This window comes from Microcoleus sp. S36a_B3 (assembly GCF_036700745.1).
In the GTDB taxonomy this organism is placed as follows: domain Bacteria; phylum Cyanobacteriota; class Cyanobacteriia; order Cyanobacteriales; family Microcoleaceae; genus Microcoleus.
On record NZ_JAUBPN010000010.1, the window covers coordinates 88916 to 108320 of the forward strand.

Below are 19405 nucleotides of genomic sequence, written 5' to 3' on the forward strand. Positions count from 1 at the left end.
TCTTAGTAAATCTTGAAACAGCACATAGCAAGCTGATTTAGATAAAAATTTACGTCGATGCTGCCTGCACTGAGGACTGAAACCCTGTTTGCCAATTTTAAATTATGTCGCTCGCATCCTCTCGGAGATGTCTCCTAGAATACCCTGCTGTGAAAAAACAGTGATTCTTTGGGCGATCGCCGCCCTGCAACTAGATACATTGCAGGGGATTCCCTACGGGATAGCTGCGCTTCGCGAGTTTTTTGTGTGGGTTTTTCCTGAGTTCGGAAGGGTAGCCTTGCGGACTCAGGTAGATAGTAACTTTAGCGTTATTTTGCTTGCTGCGCTGTTGAGTTGCTTTCGTCAGCGCCCGCAGACACAAAAACCACCTGCCCGCTCAGTCGGTAGGTGCAATGTAGCAGCGCGGTTCACAACTGGTGAAACCTGTCTTATTGTGAAGTCAACTCTCAAGCCGCGAACATCAAGTTTATCAAAAAATTGATAAAATTTCACCCATTACAGTCAGAGTTGGGGTGCAAGTCTTATAAGCGATCGTCCAGAACCCCGGCTAAGATGGCTTGCCGAAAAAGGTTGACAGTTGTCCCTAACCCTAATTTGTATTTTTTTAGCTACAAACGTTCGTTTGTAACTCATCAATGAAGGCTATTTCAAGGATTTCTGACAACTTGGGAGTATCTGGTAGAGCCAGCGCCACCTTTTTGAATCAAGAATCTCAGTTTATTTAGGGCCGAGAGTGTCAAAAATTATCCCATAATTATGCCACGCCTATTAATGGGCTTCTGAAGTTCCTCTTCCCTGAACTGCTGTTGTTCCATCAGCTTTAGCTAAGTCATTTTCTACTTAGTCTCAACTGCCGTATCAACAGCTCTTACATAAAATATTAAGTCTTGTTGTTCAAATAGCTCTTTCATAAATTGCTCTCCCAAATATGTTAAGAAAGATGTAATTCAAGCTAGAGCACGGGAGATAGAGCGACAATAGTAGATAGCAACTATAAAAAGCTTCAGGCTTGACAAAAACAGTAGGAATACGTAGGTATGGGTAGCATAACAAATCTTTTTCTAGGATATCACATAAACGAGCAAATATACGCAGGCACTCGAACTCTAGTGTATCGCGGTCTTCGCTCTTCAAATGGGCAGCCGGTCGCGATCAAACTACTGCGAAATAACTTTCCCTGCTTCAACGAACTGGTTCACTTCCGTAACCAGTACGTCATTGCTAAAAACTTAGAGATCCCCGGCAGTGTCAAGGCATACAGCCTGGAAACTTACCATAACCACTATGCTCTGGTGATGGAAGACTTTGGCGGAATTTCCTTAAGTAGCTACCTCGCTAGTTTAGTGTTCGCCAGCAAGGAACCTCTGGAAGGCTTGCCCATTAACGAGTTTCTTCCCATTGCAATTCAAATTGCCAACTCGCTTGATGGACTGTATCGCCACCACGTTATTCATAAAGACCTCAAACCCGCCAACATTCTAATTAACCCCACCAGCAAAGAAGTCAAGCTGATTGACTTCAGCATCGCCTCACTGCTACCTCGCGAAACCCAAGAAATTCAAACTCCCAACGTCCTCGAAGGCACTTTACCTTACATATCTCCTGAACAAACTGGGCGAATGAACCGAGGCATTGATTACCGCACAGATTTCTACTCGTTAGGAGTAACATTCTACGAATTACTAACAGGAAAATTACCATTCCAAACAGACGATCCAATGGATTTGGTACACTGCCACCTCGCCAAACAACCACTCGCAGCCTCAATTATCAACCAGAGAGTTCCATTGGTGCTGTCTGAAATTGTTAGCAAACTGATGGCAAAGAATGCTGAAGAGCGCTATCAAAGCGCCCTAGGCCTGAAGTTTGATTTGGAAACTTGTTGGCACGAGTGGCAAGAGACAGGGGCGCTGACTAACTTTACAATCGGGGAGCGAGATTTGTGCGATCGCTTCATCATCCCCGAAAAATTATACGGTAGAGAAAGCGAAGTATTCTCCCTGCTATCCGCCTTCGAGCGCGTCAGTGGCGGCAGCACAGAAATGATGCTAGTGGCCGGTTTCTCCGGCATTGGTAAAACCGCCGTCGTCAACGAAGTCCACAAACCCATCGTGCGGCAGCGCGGCTACTTTATTAAAGGCAAATTCGACCAATTCCAACGCAACCTCCCCTTTTCAGCATTTGTCCAAGCTTTTCGCGATTTAATGGGACAATTGCTATCGGAAACAGATGCCAAACTAGAAAAATTCAAGTTAGAAATTGTGGCAGCTTTGGGCGATAGCGCTGGGGCGATAGTTGAAGTCATTCCCGAACTCGAACGTATTATGGGGCCGCAACCGCCAGTCCCCGAACTTTCGGGCAGTGCCGGTCAAAATCGCTTCAATTTGTTGTTGGAAAAATTCATTCAAGTCTTCACAGTAAAAGAACATCCTTTAGTGATTTTCTTGGACGATTTGCAATGGGCAGACTCAGCATCGTTAAAATTAATTCAACTGCTGATGAGCGATATTGATAACCGCTATCTCTTATTAATTGGGGCTTATCGGGATAACGAAGTGTTTCCAGCGCATCCATTGATGCTGACGTTAGCAGAGATTCAAAAAACCGCGGCCCAGGTGAATACTATTACCTTAGCTCCCCTCGATCGAGCCGACGTAAATAGTTTAGTTGCCGATACTCTAGCTTGTTCTAGAGCGTTGGCTCTACCTTTGACAGAACTCGTTTATCAAAAAACCCTAGGCAATCCATTTTTTAGCACACAATTCCTCAAGTCTTTGCATGAAGATAGGCTAATTGAATTTAATTGTGAATCTCGGTATTGGCAGTGCGATATCGTCCGAGTGCGAACCTTGGCACTAACAGATGATGTAGTAGAATTCATGGCACTTCAGTTGCGAAAGTTGCCAACCAGGACACAGTTCGTTTTAAAGTTAGCTGCTTGTATTGGCAGTCAGTTCGATTTGGCGACCTTAGCAATTGTTGATGAAAATTCGCCAGTAGAAACCGCAACAGCTTTATGGAAGGCGCTGCAAGAAGGATTGATTTTACCTGTTAGCGAGGTTTACAAGTTTTATCAAGGAGAGGGAAATAGCGAATCGGTAATTGGGAATGGGAATGAATTTGATCAATTATCAATTACCCACGACCAATTACCCAAATACAAGTTTTTACACGATCGCGTTCAACAAGCAGCCTATTCCCTAATTCCCGATGACCAAAAGCGATCTACGCACTTAAAAATCGGTCAACTGCTGTTAAAGAATACGCCTGAAGCCGATCGAGAAGAAAGAATTTTTGATATTGTCAACCACTTGAATGTGGGAGTTGAGCTAATTACCCAAGAGGCACAACGGGAGCAACTAGCACGGTTGAATCTGGTTGCTGGAAAAAAAGCCAAAGCTGCTACCGCTTATACTGCAGCGGTTGAATATTTCAATATTGGCAGGAAATTACTGACAGAAAATTGTTGGTACAATCAATACGAACTAACCTTGGCATTGTCTACAAAAGCAGCAGAAGCGGCCTATCTCAGCGGTGATTTTGACCAGATGGACAAATTAGCATCAGTCGTGGAAAACTGCGCCAAAACGCTGCTGGACAAAGTAAAAGTGTACGAAGTTCAAATTCAAGCTTATATAGCTCAAAACAAGTTACTAGAAGCAGTTAATACAACGCTACAAGTCTTAAAGGTGTTGGGAGTCGAATTTCCTTCTCAAGTGAACCCGTCAGATATTGAGCAGGCACTAGGGGCAACTGCATCAATTTTCAAGGGGAAGCGAATTGAGGATTTAATTGACCTACCTCAAATGAGCGATCCCTATAAACTAGCAGCCATAAGACTTTTATCAATTATCTTTACTCCTGCATATATAGCAGCCCCAGAACTGGTGCCTTTGACGGTGTGCAAACAAGTAGATTTATCCGTTCAATATGGGAATGCTTCCGTGTCTCCCTTTGCTTATGCCAATTATGGTCTTCTGCTTTGCGGAGTTGTAGGAGATATTGATTCAGGTTATCAGTTCGGTCAATTGGCTTTAACTCTCGTGTCAAAGTTAAATGCTCAAGAAATTAAAGCCAAGACACTCCTCATAGTAAATATATTTATCCGACCTTGGAAAGATCATCTGAGAGAAACCTTAGAACCTTTACTGTCAGTTTACTCTAGCGGACTGGAGACAGGTGATTTAGAGTTTGCTGGCTATGGTCTACTAATGTACTCGTGTTTCAGTTACTTGAGTGGCAAAGAACTGACTGTCCTTGAAAGAGAGATGGCAACTTACAGAGATGCTGTTGATAAAATCAAGCAAGAAACACCGCTTCATTATATAGAAACCTATTGGCAGGCTACATTAAATATGCTCGGCAAAAGTGAAAGTTCCTGCATTTTAAAGGGTGAAGCCTGCGACGAGCAAATTACGTTACCATTGCACCAGCAAGCAAACGACAGATTGGGTGTTGCTTACATATATTGGAACAAAGTTTTACTTAATTACTGGTTTGAAAATTACTCAAAAGCGATGGAAAATATTGCTTTAGTAGAAAATTATTTAGACGCAGTGATAGGATTACCTGCTGTTCCTATCTTCTATTTCTACGATTCTCTAGTGAGGTTGGCGGTGTATTTTGATACTCCACAGTCAGAGCAACAGGGTATTCTTGACAGAGTACAAGCTAATCAAGAAAAAATGCAGAAATGGGCGCATCATGCCCCCATGAATTATCTGCACAAATTCTATCTAGTGGAGGCAGAACGGCAGCGGGTTTTAAACCAAAAAATAGAAGCGATCGAAATGTATGACAAGGCGATCGCCCTCGCCCAAGAAAACGAGTACATCAACGAAGAAGCACTAGCTCACGAACTTGCCGCCAAATTTTACTTAGAATGGGGGAAAGAAAAACTTGCACAACCCTATCTAATCGATGCTTACTATGCCTACGCTCGTTGGGGAGCAAAAGCAAAGATTGATTATCTAGAACAGCGCTATCCCCAATTGCTTGCTCCGATCCTGCAACAGGAGCGAACTCGCCAGTATCCAAGCGAAACAATTCATACCTCCAGCCATAGTGAATCATCCCTATCTAACACGAATAGAACACTTATCGGTAGCACTAGCTGCAGTTCGGAATTAGTAGATTTGCCGACAGTTATCAAAGCTTCTCAAGCTTTATCTAGCGAAATTCAACTCGATCAATTGCTCACTACCCTGATGCAAGTGGTGGTGAAGAATGCCGGAGCACAAACCGGAGCATTAATTTTGAATGAAGAGGGAAACTGGAAGATAAACGTCCACTGCACAAACCGTCAAGACTGCCTTCTGCAATCTATTCCGGTTGAGGAGAGCGAAGTAATTCCTCTAACCCTAATCAACTACGTCAAACGTACAAAAGAAACCCTAGTTTTGGATAATGGTAGCACTCAACCAAGATTTGCATCTGACCCCTACATTCTCCAACAGCAATCTAAGAGTATCCTCTGCACTCCCATCCTTTATCAAGGCAAAATGATGGGGATTTTGTATCTGGAAAATAATCTAGCAACAGGAGTATTCACGCGCGATCGCGTCGCCATCCTCAACATCCTCTGCTCGCAAGCAGCAATTTCCTTACAAAACGCCCAATTGTATCAACAATCTCAGGATTATGCCCAAAAACTAGAGTCCTCTATCCACAATCTTCAACAGATGCAACTGCAATTGGTGCAGGGTGAGAAGATGTCTGCTCTCGGAAATTTAGTCGCAGGGGTAGCCCACGAAATTAACAATCCCGTAGGCTTTATCGCCGGCAATTTGCAACCCGCTCAAGAATACGTGGGGGATTTATTCCACTTGATCGACTTGTATCAAGAAAAATTTCCGGCTCCGGGAGTGGAAATTGAAGCAGAAATTGAGGAGATGGACTTGGAGTATTTGCGAGAAGATTTGCCGAAATTGATTAGCTCAATGAATGAGGGAGTCGATCGCATTCGTAATATCAGTACGAGTTTGAGAACGTTTTCTAGGGCTGATAGCGATCGACCAGTTTCTTTCAATATTCACGACGGACTTGAAAGCACTCTGCTGATTCTCAAGCACCGTTTAAAAGCGAGCGAGTTACGCCCTGCTATTGAAGTTGTGAAAGAGTATGGTAACTTGCCCCTAGTGAAATGCTTTCCCGGACAGTTGAACCAGGTATTTATGAATGTGCTGGCTAATGCCATTGACGCTCTGGAAGAGTCAAATAAGGAGCGCAGTTTTAGTGAAATTAAAGTCCTACCTAATCAAATCACGGTTCAAACTGTTCTGAGCGAAGATAAAAATCAGGTTTTGATTCGGATTAAGGATAATGGAGTGGGGATGTCGAAGGAAGTCAAGGAAAACATCTTTAACCATTTATTTACAACTAAGGCTGTGGGTCAAGGAACTGGATTGGGATTGTCGATCGCCAACCAAATTGTTGTGGAAAAACATGGAGGTACGTTACTCGTGAATTCCTCCTTGGGGCAGGGTTCGGAGTTTGTGATTTCTATTCCGGTATGAGCAGTTCGTGCTAGACTTTAACGCAATTAGCGCCGTTTAGTAAGAAGAAACATAGGGATATTCCGGGTTGCTATATACCTATAGCAATCCTTGCAGGAGTCGTAAACTTTTTACCCTGCCCCAACCCTCCCCTTGCTAAGGAGAGGGAGTAAGAAATTCACAAATGATTTACGATTGCTATATTCGTTTAGGATTGAAATTGTGAGTTGTAAGTTGTGATATCAATTCCGGTTGCACTCTTTATGTTAACGGTTAACAGTCAACAGTTAACAGTTAACAGTCAACAGTTAACAGTCAACAGTCAACAGTGAATTTAGTATTCCGATGCTAACGAATTTGATATGAAATGTAATTTGTCTTATTGGCGTTCAATATTGTCAGTCTCGATTTTACCTGTACTGGCGATCGCCCAGTCTTTGCTTTGGAATCAACCCGGAATAGCGCAAGAGGCTTCGAGTGGGAGAACTTCTAGTTTTTCCTCCAATCCATTACACAATTTATTGCCCTCTTCCTTGTTCCTGAATCGTGAATTAACGGAGGTCAATTTGGCTCAATCTGTACCGCCAGTTGCCAGAATTAAACAAGGCCGCCAAGTGTCTCTCAACGGCCGGATTCTGCCCTTAGCTTGGACTGTGCAGCCAACAAACAGCACTTCGGCAAATTTCCGAACTTGGATTGCTGATGTGGGCTTGATGCAGAGTGCGGGAGTGGATTTGCTCAACACCGCCGACAGTAACAAACAACCGGTGCAGTGGTTTTCGGTATCTTTCACCGATGCTAAAAGTTTGACAGCCAGGGCAACAGGCTCGTATCGCTACTTAGATGTTACAGATTTTGCTAAACTTGCAGGCTGGCAGATATCTGCTGAGGGGAATGTTCTAAAAATTACTTCTCCAACTGCCAATATTACCGGCATTCGGCAAGCAGCGAGAGAATGGGGCGATCGCACAGTGATCGATCTCGATCGCCCCGCCCCCTGGCAAGTCAACTTCGTCGATACACCGAGCCCGTCCCCAACAACCCCACCGCGAGACACTCCCGACGACCCCACAAAGCCCGCTATCCCGCAGCAGACAGCGCCCCCAGCCCGAAACCTCGAAACACCAGACGACCCGACTAAACCCGCGTTCTCGCAGCCGCTAGCGCCCTCTGCACCGATCGCCACTCAAGAATGGTCGATCGCGATCGATGCCAAGATCGATCTCACTTCGATCGATCGCGCTTTTGCAACCAGCAAACAAGTGCGATCGTTAAAAATCGAACCTGCGGGGAATCAAACCAAAGTCAAGGTACAAATTCCATTAGGTTGGCGGCCACAAGTTTTCAGTTTAGGAAATCCCAATCGATTAGTTATCGACATTCGCCCGGATTCCCTAGTAGAAAAAAACATTCTTTGGGCTCCGGGCGTGCGGTGGCGGCAGCAATATCAAAATTTAGGAACCGCTCGTTTTCCCGTAGTTGGGTTAGAAATTAATCCCCGCCAATCCGGTGTCACAATTAGACCGCTTTTGAGCAATCCGCCGACAGATCAAGGTACTGCACCTCTATTGCAAACAGCAGAACTTTCGGGAACTGTGGCTGCAATTAATGCCGGATTTTTCAATCGCATCAATCGATTAGCTTTAGGCGCGATTCGGCGGGAAAATAAATGGCTTTCCGGGCCAATTTTGAATCGGGGGGCGATCGCTTGGAACGATCGGGGCGAATTTGCGATCGCTCGTTTGACTTTGCAAGAAACTTTAATAACTCCTGCAAATCAACGTTTGTCTGTTTCACAGTTAAATAGTGCCTATGTGACATCAGGAATCGGCCGCTACAATCCCGATTGGGGAAAAACTTATACTCCGTTTTCTGATAATGAAATAGTTGTGACAGTTGCGGGCGATAGAGTTGTCAGTCAATCTCCCGGAGGCGCGCCGGGAACAACAAATTTCCCGATTCCAGCAAACGGTTATGTTTTGGCTTTGCGTTCCAATTTTTCCCCTGCTTCTCAATTAACTGCTGGCAGTTTATTGCGTTTGGAAACTAACACAATTCCGGCAGATTTTAACCGTTTTCCTTACATTCTAGGCGGCGGGCCGGTGTTGGTACAAAACAGTCGAGTTGTTTTGGATGCTAAGGCGGAAGGGTTTAGCGATGCCTATGTTCGACAGACGGCGATTCGGAGTGCGATCGGGCGAACTGCTGCGGGGAATTTGCTGATTGTAGCGGTGCACAATCGCGCGGGCGGGGCGGGCCCAAATTTTGCGGAACTGGCGCAGATATTGCAGCAAATGGGTGCTGTGGAGGCTTTAAATTTGGATGGGGGAAGTTCGACGAGTTTGTATTTGGGAGGGAGTTTGCTCGATCGCCCGCCGTCTACTGCTGCGAGAGTCCATAATGCGATCGGTATTTTCATTCAACCATAAATTGACTGATATTGTAGGGGAGGGTTAACCCTAATTTAGGCAGCTTAATGACAATCTAAATAAACCCGCCCTTCTAGGAAAAATCTTCCCAAAATTTGGAATTTATCGGCGATCGTGTGGGGTAAAGGTAGGTCAAGAAATATCAGGTTAGATCGTGTCCGGTAGATTACCATAACAAACATGGTTAGTAGTGCGGACTGAAGTCCGATCGATTAACCTGCGCGTGCGTGCGGTTAATCGATCGGACACGATCGAAAAAAAAACAGCAGTCCAGACTGCAAACCTGGTTCGATCGCTATACTAGATTTTTGAGGCACTAAGTATAAAAGCCCGAATCACCCACTCCCTTACTTCCTCCGAGTTCCGATCGGCTGACAAAGGTTTAAAATCAATACAGTCCTCTGCTGCCTTGCTTTCAGCAAGATTTAAGCATAATTACCCTGCAACCTCAGAATAATCCTTGTGCCAGATAATTCCCAGAACCGCCCAGAGCTGGATCTGAAGACCATATTTCCATTCGAGCTAGATAACTTTCAGAGAGAGGCGATCGCCGCCCTCGATGCAGGTAAATCCGTTGTGGTGTGCGCTCCCACAGGCTCCGGGAAAACGTTAATCGGCGAATACGCCATCCATCAAGCACTTTTCCGGGGGCGGCGCGTGTTCTACACCACTCCCCTAAAAGCTCTCTCCAACCAAAAGCTGCGCGACTTCCGCAGGCAATTTGGAGACGACAGCGTAGGTTTGCTCACGGGCGACATCTCTGTCAATCGAGATGCGCCGATTTTGGTGATGACTACGGAAATATTTCGGAATATGCTCTACGGTACGCCGATCGGAGCAGTCGGCGCTTCCCTCACCGGAGTCGAAACCGTAGTGCTCGACGAATGTCACTACATGAACGATCGCCAGCGCGGTACAGTCTGGGAAGAATCGATCATTTACTGTTCCGGCGAAATTCAACTGCTCGCCCTCTCAGCCACCGTCGCCAATAGCGACCAACTCACAGACTGGATTAACAAAGTTCACGGGCCCACACAGCTAGTCTACTCAGACTTTCGACCAGTACCCCTGCAATTCCACTTTGCCAATCAAAAAGGCATATTTCCCCTGCTAGACGAAACCGGCAAAAGAGCTAATCCGCGGTTAGTCCCCAAAAAGAAGCAGCAAAAAGCAGAAAGAGGCAGCATTCCCACTCCCAGTTTGACCGATGTTTTGTGCCGGTTGGACGATCGAGATATGCTACCAGCAATCTACTTTATCTTCAGCCGTCGCGGGTGCGACCAAGCAGTCGCAGAAGTCGGAAATTTATCCCTGGTTAACGAAGCCGAAACAGCCGAACTCAAACGCATCATTGACGATTTTTTACAGCGAAACCCAGAAGCAGAACGCTTCGGTCAAAAAGAAGCACTTTTAAAAGGCATCGCAGCCCACCACGCAGGCATTTTACCCGCTTGGAAAGGCTTAGTAGAAGAACTCTTTGGCAGAGGTTTGATTAAAGTCGTATTTGCCACCGAAACCCTCGCAGCCGGCATTAATATGCCCGCCCGCACCACAGTCATTTCCACCTTGTCCAAGCGCACCGACAAGGGACACCGACTGCTAAACGCTTCAGAATTCCTGCAAATGGCCGGTCGGGCCGGTCGCCGTGGGATGGACGAACTGGGGCACGTTGTCGCAGTTCAGACGCGCTTTGAAGGTGCAAAAGAAGCCTCTTATTTGGCAACAGCCAAAGCCGACCCCCTCGCCAGTCAATTTACGCCCAGCTACGGCATGGTGCTGAATTTGCTGCAAACTCACACGATCGATGAAGCTCAAGAGTTAGTAGAGCGCAGTTTCGGTCAATACCTGTCTACCTTGTACTTGCAGCCGCAGCAAGCAGAATTAGACCGACTGGAAACAGAATTAGTGGCGATCGACAAATCCCTGGCGGCCGGAGGTAATGTCTCTTACCTAGAAAAACAACTCGCCGATTACGAAAAATTGCAGGGAAGACTCAAAGAAGACAAACGTTTGCTCAAAATTTTATTGCAGCAAGCAGAAGAAGCGCGCATTAAGGAGATGTCCGTAGCCGTGTCTTTTGCAGTGCTCGGCACGGTTCTGAGTCTCAAAGGCAAGCACGTTCCGACAGCCAAACGATCGCACGCAACCCCCGTACCCGCCATCTTAGTTGCCAAAATCGCAGGTTCGGGCCAAGCACCAAACTTGGTGTGCTTGGGTAAAGACAACCGCTGGTACATCGTCGCCATTAGCGATGTCGCCACCCTCCACGCCGAACTACCTCGCTTGAGTGTCGCAGATACCTTGATCCCCCCGGCCGAACTGACTCTGAGACTCGGCCAGTGTCGCTTGGGAACCGAAGAAACCGTGGCAATTGCCCGATCGATCCCAGAATTGCCCGCACCGGAACCGAGCCCGGAGGCGATCGAGCAACTGCAGAAAATCGCAGCCCTAGAAGATCGACTAGAAATTCACCCAGTTCTAGAATGGGGCAATCCCGGTACTTTGCTCAAACGCCAGCGCCGCCGGGAAGAATTGAAAAAAGAAATCCGCAAAAGCGAACAAGACTTAGAAAAGCAGCGAGCTCGCTATTGGGAGCAATTTCTCAACTTAATTGACATCTTGCTAAACTTCGGCTGTTTGGAAAGAGTAATTTCGGCAGATGGAAACCGAGACGACTCCTCCGACAGATTAGTACCCACAGTTTTGGGTCAAGCCTGCGCCGCCATTCGCGGCGATAACGAACTGTGGCTGGGTTTGTCCCTGATGTCTTCAGAGTTTGACGAACTCGACCCCCACCACCTCGCTGCTGCTTGCGCGGCCTTGGTTACAGAAGTTTCCAGGCCTGACAGTTGGACTCATTACTCGCTGTCGCCGGAAGTTTTAGCACCTTTGGACAACCTGCAAAAAGGCCTGCGCCGCCGGTTGTTTCAAGTGCAGTACCGCCACGAAGCTGCGATCCCGATTTGGCTGGAACGGGATTTAGTGACTTTGGTGGAACAGTGGGCTCTGGGTGTGGAATGGCTGGAACTGATTAGTCATACGAGTTTGGATGAAGGAGATGTGGTGCGAATTTTGCGCCGGACTTTGGATTTCTTGTCTCAGATTCCTCATGTTCCTCACGTTTCGGATTCTTTGCGGAGGAATGCTTGTCGGGCGATGCAGTTGATCGATCGATTCCCGGTAAATGAAACTGCAATTCAGTAGTGAAGGTTCGATCGTTCGGACTAAAGTCCTGATTTTTGCGGACTAAAGTCCGAACAATCGAACCTTTTTTATGGCGGTTGTTCGATCGCGCGCAATCTGAGTTTAGGATAAAATTTGCGATCGAATGCGCTCCCATCCTCAGCGGGCGATCGTATATTTTCCCGATCGCACGTTGCACGACAGAAGAAAAAATTGTATGGTGCGGATCGATCTAAATTGTTATTAAAATTTTATTAAGCGGTGTGGTGGGTAATTCTCGTGTCAATGCAACAGCTCAAAAGAACCAGTCAAACGCCTAAAACCATCTCTCAGACTCAAAAAAATCGCCTTTTCACCTTCTTGCAAAGAGTCTTGATTGGAACCCTAGCGAGTACATTACTAAATACATTCATTCTATTTCCCTCACCCAGTTTCGCCGAAGTAGTTCTGGGCGTTGTTCGCAGTTCCGAAAATTCTCCTGACTGGGTGAAAATTACCACGCGCCTCTGGGAAAGCGGCATTGCTTACAAACCAATTAATCTCGAAGAAATCAAAAGTACGGCGGATTTAGCAGGCGTTAACGTCCTGTTTTTGCCCAACATAGAAACTTTGACCCCGGCGCAAATTAAAGTTTTAGAAGCTTGGGCATCCCAGGGCGGCCGTTTGATTGCTTCTGGCCCTGTAGGGCGCAGTTCCCCGGCTTTGGTGCGCCAATCTTTACGATCGCTCCTTGGGGCCTATTGGGCTTTTCCGTTAACCCAGCCGGCGGTACCACAACCGCGCGCGCGCTGTCGGGATCTCGCCTGCAATACTTCTAGCAATTGGATGCCGGCCCAACAACAAAACGGCTCAGTTCTAGGCGGTGTCCTGATTCCCGCCGACGCCAACAGTCAAACAGTCGCGACTTGGAAAAATAGTTCCGGTTCCTCGGCGGCGATCGCCACCGATCGCGCTACCTATCTCGGCTGGCGCTGGGGTACCGACGGTTCGTCAAATTTAGACAAAGCTTGGCTGCAGGCCTCGATCGCCCGCTGGGGAGGCACAATCGCTGCCTCCTCAGCGCAGCCAACAGCGGCATCCCCCCCGCTGCCAATCCCCCCCAACCGAGTCTCTAGAAACACCGCCCCTGCGCCGCGCAGTACCCCGCTGAGTACACTTTCTCCTGCTCCCTCGCTTCCCGAACCAGTCCCCGCAAATTTTACAGACCCTTCAGATCAGTCAGCGCCGGCGGGTTTGGACGTGCAGGCAAATTCCAATCAGCCGATCGTCAGCATTGAAGCCTACTTGATGCGCCAAGAACTCACCAACCTCCTCGGTAGGTTTGAAAGCGCCTTGACAGCATCTAATTCCGGGAATACCGCCGTCAATCTCAGTGCTCCTAACCCCGCTCAACTCGTGGCTGGAAGCAACAGTGCCGGCGGCCCAGCCGCCATTCGTCCGTCTGTGATACCAGGGACTATGATGCGGGCGATCGCCAACGCGCGGGAGGTTTTGCAAAATTTTGACCAACTCCTGCAACAACAAAAATACGCCGAGGCCAGACAGCAGTGGGTGCAAGCGCGCCAGTTACTCTGGCAAAATTACCCCCAGGAAGGGCCGCGCGTCGGGGCGGAAATTCGGGCGGTTTGGCTCGATCGCGGTACGATCGTGGCCGCTCGATCTGAACAAGGTTTGGCCGCAGTGTTCGATCGGCTCGCCGCCGCTGGTATCAATACCGTTTTCTTTGAAACTGTGAATGCCGGATATCCAATTTATCCCAGTCAAGTTGCACCCCAACAAAACCCCCTCACAGTTGGCTGGGACCCGCTGGAATCTGCTGTTAAATTAGCCCACGAGCGAGGCCTGGAACTGCACGCTTGGGTTTGGATTTTTGCCACCGGAAATAAACGCCACAATGCTTTAATTGGTCAACCTGATTCTTATCCTGGCCCGGTGCTTTCCGCTCATCCAAGTTGGGCAAATATTGACAATAAAGGACGCATCCAAAATCCTAATGACGGTAAATTTTATATCGATCCAGCAAACCCGGAAGCGCGCAGTTATCTACTCCAAATTATCAACGAAATTGCCACCCGCTACAAAGTAGATGGAGTACAGTTAGACTACATTCGCTATCCTTTTCAAAATGATAACGCGGGTTTTACCTACGGCTACGGTGCTGTGGCGAGGCAGCAATTCAAACAGTTGACTGGTACAGATCCAGTGAATATTTCCCCCAAGGACGGCAGTTTGTGGCGGCAGTGGGTTGAATTTAAAACTAATCAAATTAATAGTTTTGTCGCTGAAGTTTATCGGCTTTTGGGGTCGAATTCTCCCCGCACAATTCTGTCGGTGGCGGTGTTTCCTCACCCAGAAAGTCAGCGGATTTACAAAATTCAGCAAAATTGGGAAGTTTGGGCCCGTCAGGGTATTGTAGATTTGATTGTGCCGATGACTTATGCTTTGGATACTAACCGACTTCAGCGCGTTACGGAACCGTTGGCGAAGGAACAAATGCTCGGTTCGGCTTTGATTTCTCCGTCGGTTAAGTTGTTGACTCTCCCGCAAGTTGTGGCGATCGACCAAATTCAAGCTTTGCGCGATTTGCCGACAGGGGGCTATGCTATTTTTGCGGTGGAAAGTATCAGCAGCGCCATGCAAGGCTTTTTTAACCGCACTCAAGGGCGAGGGGTGCGTTCTACGAATGCTGCAGAACCGATTCCTTACCGGCAGCCGTTTGCAGCCGCGGCTTCGCGCTATACTGCTCTCAAGCAGGAATGGAGTTTTTTGTTGGCTAACAATCAGTTGCAGGTGTCGGAATCTGAACTGAAAGTTCTCCAAAGTCGATCGGATGAATTGGCGCAAGCTTTGAGCAAATTGGCGGCAAATCCTTCGGGTGAAAGTTTAGCGACGGCTAAAAGATTGTTGGCAAATTTTCAATCTCAGTTTTCATCTTTGATGCGGCTGCATTCTCGGGACAATAGCTATCAGGTACAAACTTGGCAAAATCGTTTGGAGAGTTTGGATATGCTGTTGCGTTACGGCGAAAGGGTGGAGTTGAATCGCAAGTAAAAGCAGTTTTAGGGGGGCCGGCAGCTACCGATAGGGCGATCGCGCCCAATCACCTGTTCTCCGCAAAAATACGGTATATTAATATTAATGAATGCCTGTACGTTTGTCAAAAAGGTAAAATCCCAGCCCTGCACTCATAATAATCTCTCGGGAGCATCTGGGGCTTTGTAAAAAGTCCCAAATGCTCCCCACTTTTTTTTAAGTAAGTAACCGGATTCAATAAAACTAGCTCGTCTATCGCTCCAAAATTTTAACATCTACTAATTTCACTTGCCAATTTCAATTATTCTTAGGATGAATATGTTTCCTAAACCGCTGAATCGCTTTGCCACCAAAATGTTAGGTAAAGTTCCATTACAAACAGTGCTCGTAGTGCCTTTTTTAGTGCAAATTGTCGGCACCGTAGGAGTTGTCGGTTGGCTATCATTCCAAAACGGTCAGCGGGCGGTTAACGATGTAGCAGCTCAGTTGCGGGGAGAAATTAGCGATCGCATCAAAGACCGCATGGAAAACTATATGTCAATTCCCCACATTGTCAATCACCTCAACGTTCAAGGCATAAAATTGGGGCAGTTGAACCTCGAAGAAAAACAAAAATTAGAACTTCATTTCCTCGAACAAATTCAATATTTTGATACAATAAGCATCATTTACGTAGCCACAGAAAATGGAGAACACTCTGGAGCAATTCGCACTAAAGATCGGATTCTCATCTCTGCTGCTGACAAATCTACTGGCAATAAATTAGCTCGATATACTGGTGATTCTCAAGGAAACCGCGTTAAATTAGTAGAAATATCTAATAATATTTACGACCCGCGAATTCGTCCTTGGTACGTAGCAGCGGCGCTCGCAAAAAAACCTATCTGGAGTCCAATTTATACAGACTTTTTGACAAGAGAGCTAGCCATTACTGCTGCTATGCCTATTTACGATGCTGCGGGGAAGCTGTTAGGAATAGCTGGCAGCGATTTGCTGTTTTCCAAAATTAAACAATTTCTCGTCAGCCTCAAAATTGGTAAATCTGGGCAAACTTTTGTGATGGAAAGATCGGGAATGTTAATTGCCTCTTCAACGGCGGGCGAAGAATTCGCAGTGGAAGGTAAAGAAGCAAAGCGCGTCCAAGCTTCAGTCAGCAAAAATCCCGTAATTCGCCTAACCGCACAGCATTTAGAAAAAACCTACCAAAGCTTAGCTAAAATCAAAAATTCTCAACAGCTTACTTTTGATATTGACGGAAAGCGCAATTTTATGGAGGTAACTCCTTTTAAAGACGATCGGGGGTTGGATTGGCTGATTGTCGTAGTTGTACCAGAGTCCGACTTTATGGAGCAAATTAACGCCAATACCCGCACGACTGTTTTGCTGTCGGTTGCAGCTTTGATCGTAGCGACAATTCTGGGAATTTTTACTGCTAAATGGGTGGTGCAGCCGATTTTAAAATTGAATGCAGCGGCGAAAGCTTTGGCAAAGAATGAATGGGATACAAAGCTCGCTCTGAATCGCGAAGATGAACTCGGAGAACTTGCGGCTGCTTTTAACAGCATGGCAGAGCAATTACAGCACTCATTTACTTCGATTTTAGAAAGCGAAAACCGAGTAAAACAATTTCTAAATGCAGTACCGATTGGCATTTTTATTGTCGAGCCAAATGGTCAACCTCACTATATTAATCCTACAGGGGAGCAACTTTTAGGTCAAGGAATTATAGCAGCAAACTCTGAAAATTTGCGACAATCCTACCGAGTTAATTTAGCTGGTACTCAGGAAATTTATCCAGCGGAGCGCGACCCAGTTTTAAACGCTTTGCAGGGCAAAAGTGTCACTGTTGATGACGTTGAAATCTACTTGACTGACAAAATTGTTCCCCTGCAAGTTTGGGGCACTCCTATTTACGACGATCGAGGCAACATTATCTACGGAATGTGCGCTTTTCAAGATATTACTGAACGCAAACAGGCGGACAAACTGTTAACCGAATACAACCAAAATTTAGCAGTACAAGTTGCAGAACGTACCGCCGATTTTGTGAAAGCAAAAGAAAAGTTTTCTAAGGCTTTTCGTTCCAGTCCCAATGCGATTACGATCACGAGAATCAGTGATGGTAGTCACATTGAAGTTAATGACAGCTTTTGCCGGATGATGGGCTACAGTCACGATCAAATTATTGGAAAAACAGCGGTTGAACTGAATTTTTGGGCGACTTTGGCAGAGCGCGATCGGATGATTCAAATGTTAAAAAATAAAACGGCTATTCACAATTACGAACTCAGGTTTCGCAATAAAAGCGGTACAGAAAGAACGGCGCTGCTGTCTATTGAAACCATCGAAATTGACGGAGAACCTTGTTTTCTGTCGATTTCGAGCGATATTACCGATCGCCAAAAAGCAGAAAACGCTCTCCGGGAAGCCGAAGAAAAGTACCGAAATATTTATGAAAACGCTTTAAACGGCATTTTTCAGACTGCTGCTGACGGACAATACATCAGCGCTAACCCCGCTTTAGCTAACCTCTACGGTTACGAATCGTCGCAAGAACTAATCGCATCCCAGCCGAATTTCAATAACCAGCTTTATGTAAATCCCAATCGCCACGACGAATTTATTACGCTGATGAACGAGTACGGAATACTGGCTAACTTTGAATCGGAAATTTACCGCAAAGATGGCAGCATTATCTGGATTTCTGAAAATTCTCGCGCTGTCTGCAATGTCGCCGGAAGTCTACTTTACTACGAAGGTTTTATTAAGGATATTACTGATAGCAAACAAGCGGAAATCAAAATGCAGCAGGCGAAAGAAGCGGCTGAAGCAGCAAACAAAGCTAAGAGTACATTTCTCGCCAATATGAGTCACGAATTGCGATCGCCCCTAAACGCAATCATCGGCTTTGCTCAAGTCATGCTCCGCAGTAAAACTATGTCTCAAGAAAATCAAGAAAATGTCGGAATTATCCTGCGGAGTGGCGAACATTTACTATCTTTAATAAACCAAGTTTTAGACTTGTCAAAAATCGAAGCAGGACGTACTACTATTTATGAAAAAAACTTCGATTTATACCGATTAATAGACGATTTAGAAGATATGTTTGCGCTCAAAGCTGAGGAAAAAAGCTTGCATTTAATCTTCGATCGAGAGGCGGAAGTTCCCCATTATATTTCCACCGATGAAGTCAAATTGCGCCAAGTTTTAATTAATTTGCTCAACAATGCAATTAAATTTACTTCCGAAGGGGGAGTGTCGGTGCAAGTCAAAGCAGGAAGAGGAAAGCTACACAAAAACAGCCTTAACCAATTGCCCGGTCGCTACTGGCTGCATTTTGAAGTTCAAGATACTGGTGCAGGTATTGCTGCTGAGGAAATTCCTCATTTGTTTGAAGCGTTCGTACAGACACAAACAGGTAAAGATTCTCAGGAAGGAACTGGCTTAGGTTTAGCGATCAGCAGACAGTTTGTACAATTAATGGGAGGTGAAATTACTGTTAGCAGCGAGCTAGAAAATGGCACAATATTTCAGTTTGACATCCAAGTTCATCTGGTGGAAACTGCCGATATTGAAAGCAAAAAAACTCAAGTTCGAGTTGTTGCCCTCGCACCCGATCAGCCGCGTTACCGCTTGCTAATTGTGGACGACAAACCCCTGAACCGTCAACTTTTGGTAAAACTTCTGAGTCCGCTCGGATTTGAGTTGAGAGAAGCAAGTAATGGTAAAGAAGCGGTGGATATTTTTATGGAGTGGGAACCGCATCTGATTTGGATGGACATGAGAATGCCTGTGATGGACGGGTACGAGGCAACGAAACAGATTAAAACTACAACTAGCGGGCAAGCAACGGCGATTGTGGCTTTGACTGCTAGTGTTTTGGAGGAAGAACGGGCGGTGATTCTTTCGGCCGGTTGCGATGATTTTATGCGTAAACCCTTCCGAGAAGAGGATATCTTTGTGGCAATGGGTAAACATTTAGGAGTACGCTATATTTATGAAGATTCAACTGCCGTCAGCGCGACAGGTTTAGGGGACTCAAGTCAAGATATACTGACACCGGAGGCGATCGCCTCTGTTTCCGACGATTGGATGGCTCAATTCAAGCAAAATATTTTGAGTGTGGACATGGAGGCGATCGCCAGTTCGATCGCACAAGTTCGCACTGTCAACCCCTCTCTTGCGGACGCGCTTCAAGACTGCATTAATAATTTTGAATACGACAGAATTTTAAACACAATTTCTCGCAGCCAAAAACAGTAAATA

Annotated in this window: 5 protein-coding genes; all 5 read left to right on the forward strand. The window is 46.2% G+C overall.

Going from position 1 to position 19405, the window contains the following annotated elements:
• Positions 1 to 1037: 1037 nt before the first annotated feature.
• The 5 genes from QUA01_RS13415 to QUA01_RS13435 all read left to right on the forward strand — a co-directional run bounded on the left by QUA01_RS13415 (position 1038) and on the right by QUA01_RS13435 (position 19402).
• Positions 1038 to 6515 carry a trifunctional serine/threonine-protein kinase/ATP-binding protein/sensor histidine kinase gene (locus tag QUA01_RS13415; protein WP_333089968.1) on the forward strand — a complete coding sequence of 1826 codons (5478 nt, stop codon included), beginning with the start codon at positions 1038 to 1040 and terminating at the stop codon, positions 6513 to 6515.
• A 341-nt stretch (positions 6516 to 6856) separates the two neighbouring features.
• Complete coding sequence (locus tag QUA01_RS13420; RefSeq protein ID WP_333089967.1) at positions 6857 to 8923, forward strand: phosphodiester glycosidase family protein; 2067 nt, start codon at positions 6857 to 6859, stop codon at positions 8921 to 8923.
• A gap of 462 nt (positions 8924 to 9385) precedes the next feature.
• Positions 9386 to 12127: a DEAD/DEAH box helicase gene (locus tag QUA01_RS13425; protein WP_333089966.1), complete on the forward strand. Its 2742-nt coding sequence runs from the start codon at positions 9386 to 9388 to the stop codon at positions 12125 to 12127.
• 264 nt (positions 12128 to 12391) lie between these two features.
• The gene (locus QUA01_RS13430) at positions 12392 to 15157 is read left to right on the forward strand and encodes a family 10 glycosylhydrolase (protein ID WP_333089965.1); all 2766 of its coding nucleotides are present in this window, start codon (positions 12392 to 12394) and stop codon (positions 15155 to 15157) included.
• A gap of 300 nt (positions 15158 to 15457) precedes the next feature.
• Positions 15458 to 19402: a PAS domain S-box protein gene (locus QUA01_RS13435; protein WP_442921546.1), complete on the forward strand. Its 3945-nt coding sequence runs from the start codon at positions 15458 to 15460 to the stop codon at positions 19400 to 19402.
• The last annotated feature ends 3 nt before the right edge of the window (positions 19403 to 19405 follow it).